At 69.7% G+C, this 2,835-nt stretch carries 3 protein-coding genes; all 3 read right to left on the bottom strand.

The genetic code is table 11. From position 1 onward, the window contains the following. Positions 1 to 1,229, bottom strand: a 1,229-nt coding sequence (locus AC5P1C_RS43565; RefSeq protein WP_493871557.1) for a GlgB N-terminal domain-containing protein, incomplete at its 3' end; no start/stop codon positions are given. 29 nt (positions 1,230 to 1,258) lie between these two features. Continuing rightward, positions 1,259 to 2,608 carry a maltokinase N-terminal cap-like domain-containing protein gene (locus tag AC5P1C_RS43560; RefSeq protein WP_493871556.1) on the bottom strand — a complete coding sequence of 450 codons (1,350 nt, stop codon included), beginning with the start codon at positions 2,606 to 2,608 and terminating at the stop codon, positions 1,259 to 1,261. A 14-nt stretch (positions 2,609 to 2,622) separates the two neighbouring features. Continuing rightward, a partial coding sequence (locus AC5P1C_RS43555) for an alpha-glucosidase C-terminal domain-containing protein (protein ID WP_493871555.1) occupies positions 2,623 to 2,835 on the bottom strand: 213 nt, incomplete at its 5' end.

The following is a 2,835-nucleotide window of genomic DNA, read 5'->3' as shown; positions in this document are numbered from 1 at the left end:
TCGATGTGGAACTCCTCGCACCAGTAAGTGGCGTTGGCGACAAGGAAGTTGCGGACCTCCTTGCGGCCGTAGTCGAAGACGAGAGTGCCCCAGTCGGGGTGCTCGGCCTGCCGGGGATCCTGCGGTTCGTACAGCGGGCGGCCGTCGAACGCGGCCAGCGCCCAGTCGTCGCGCGGGAAATGGCCGGGGACCCAGTCCAGGAGGACGCCGATTCCGGCCTGGTGCAGGGTATCGATCAGATACTTGAAGTCGTCGGGAGATCCGAAGCGCGCCGTGGGTGCGTAGAAGCCGGTGACCTGATAGCCCCAGGAGCCGCCGAAGGGATGCTCGGCGACCGGCATCAGCTCCACATGGGTGAAGCCCAACTTCCGTACATACGCGGTCAGTTCTGACGCCAGCTCGCGGTACGTGGCTCCCGGTCTCCACGAGCCGAGGTGGACTTCGTAGACCGACATGGGAGCCGCGTGGGCCGGGTGGTCGGCCCGGTGCGCCATCCATCGGGCGTCGCCCCAGTCGTGGTGGCTGCGCGTCACGACCGAGGCCGTCGCGGGCGGGGTCTGCGTGCCGCGCGCCATGGGATCCGCGCGCTGGGTACGGGAGCTGTCGCCTCGGGTGATCTCGAACTTGTACATCGCCCCTTCGCCCAGGCCGGGCACGAAGAGCTCCCACACGCCCGATGAGCCCAGGGACCGCATGGGCAGCGCGGTTCCGTCCCAGTGGCAGAAGTCGCCGCAGACCCGCACGCCGACCGCGTTCGGGGCCCAGACAGTGAAGCGGGTGCCCTGGACCCCTTGGTACGTTCCTACGTGTGCCCCCAGCGCCGTCCAGAGTTCCTCGTGGCGGCCTTCGGCGATGAGATGCAGATCCAATTCGCCCAGCGTGGGCAGGAACCGGTAGGGGTCGTCCACCTCCACTACGGCCTCGGGGTAGTGCACCAGCAGTCTGTAGGGCGTGGGCCCCTCCGCCGCAGGGATGCCGCCCGCGAACAGGCCGTCTCCCTCGTCGTGCAACTCCCACACGAGGCCGTCCAGCACGACGGACACCGCCTCCGCTCCGGGACGCAGGCAACGCAGGCGTACGCCATGAGGCAGGGGATGCGCACCGAGGACGGCGTGCGGGTCGTGATGCCTGCCGTGCAGCAGCCGGTCCCGGCCGGTGGCGCCCAGCGGAGGCACCGCGCAGGCGCCGCGGACGGCTGTGGCGGGTGTGGTGACGTCGGTGACGGCCATGTGCGCTGCTCCTCGAACCGGGCGGACGGTCAGTGCTGGCGGGAAAGGCGTGCGACGGCCCGCAGGGGGACGGTGATCCAGTCGGGGCGGTGCGTCGCCTCGTAGAGGACCTCGTAGACGGCCCGGTCCGCTTCGTGCGCGTGCAGCAGCTCCGGGATGCCGTGGGGATCGAAGAGGCCCGCCGCGCTGTATCCGGCGCAGAAGGCGGTGCGGCAGGCCGCGGCCCACTCCGGCCGTGCCGCCTTCTTCTCCACGTGGGCGGCGTAGTCGAAGGAGCGGAGCATGCCCGCGATGTCGTGGACCGGAGAGCGATCGGCACGGCGTTCCGCCAGGGGTTTGGCGGGCTCTCCCTCGAAGTCGACGACGTGCCACTGGCCGTCGGCCCGCAGCACCTGCCCCAGATGGAGATCGCCGTGAATGCGCTGCAGGCGCAGGCCGCCATCGGTGGTGGCGAGCTTGATGAAGACCTCCCGCAGGCCCGATACGTGCGGCCGCAGGGCGGGCACGGAGGCCGCCGCGTTCATCAGCCGGTGTGTCATCTCGTCGGCCAGGCGTGTGTGGTGGTCCACGGTCGGCTCGCCCACGGGGAACGATTCGGCGAGCGCCACGTGCAACTCACCTGTCGCCCGGCCCAGTTCCCGTGCCTGATCGGAGAAGTCCCCTTGTACGAGGGCCGAATCCAGGGCCAGGGTCCAGCCGTCCGTCGCTCCGGAGAGGAACCGCTGCACGACGCCCAACGTGCCCCAGAACGGCTGGGAGGTGTGGAACCAGGCGACGGGTTCCGGCACGCGCGTGTATCCGTGCCGGGCCAGGACGCCGGGAATCTCCAGGTCGGGGTTGATGCCGGGCTGGACTCGGCGGAACAGCTTCAGGATGATCTCGTCGCCGTACACGATGGACGTGTTCGACTGCTCGACCTCCAGGACGCGCGGCATGAGCCCCGCGGGGACCGAGGAGCGGGGGAAGGACTCGAAGCGGAGCGCGCCCATCACACCACCCCGCCGTATCCGGTCGAGGAGCAGGATCGTTGCCCGCGGGTCGTGCACCGCGTCGTAGACGAAGAGGTCCTGGCCGCGGGCGCCTTCCATCCGGCCCAGGAGACAGTCGCGCAGGCGGGGCGGCAGATCGGTGACGGCGCCCAGCAACAGTTGGTAACAGGCGTCGTCCTGGGGCAGCCCGGCCTGTTCGACCCGCACCAACAGGTGAAAGCAGTCGGGAGCCAGCTCCGTCGCGGCCATCACGGAGACGGCGGTGACGGCACGCTCCCGGTGGGCGAACCATCGCTGCCGCGGCAGCCAGCGGCTCAACAGGGCCGCCAGCGTGGGGCTGGCGATGGGGTGAGGCTCGGGGTCGTACGACAGCAGCAGAGGCGAAGACATGACGTCACGTCCGATCACGTTGTGGAACGCACGGTCCGAGGCGCTCTTTCGCAGAGTCGGAACCAGTAGGAGCCGTGTCCGGCGAGGGTGAGGAGATAGGGGAGCTCGCCGATGTCGGGGAAGCGCACTCCGCCGATGAGTTCGACGGGGTGCCGGCCGTTGAAGGCCCGGAGGTCGAGTTCGGTGGGTTGTGCGAACCGCGAGAAGTTGTGCACGCACAGTACGAG

The sequence above is a fragment of the Streptomyces sp. A18 genome, assembly GCF_059026065.1.
The sequence above is the reverse complement of the archived record's forward strand: the minus strand, read 5'-3'. Positions and strand labels throughout refer to the sequence as shown.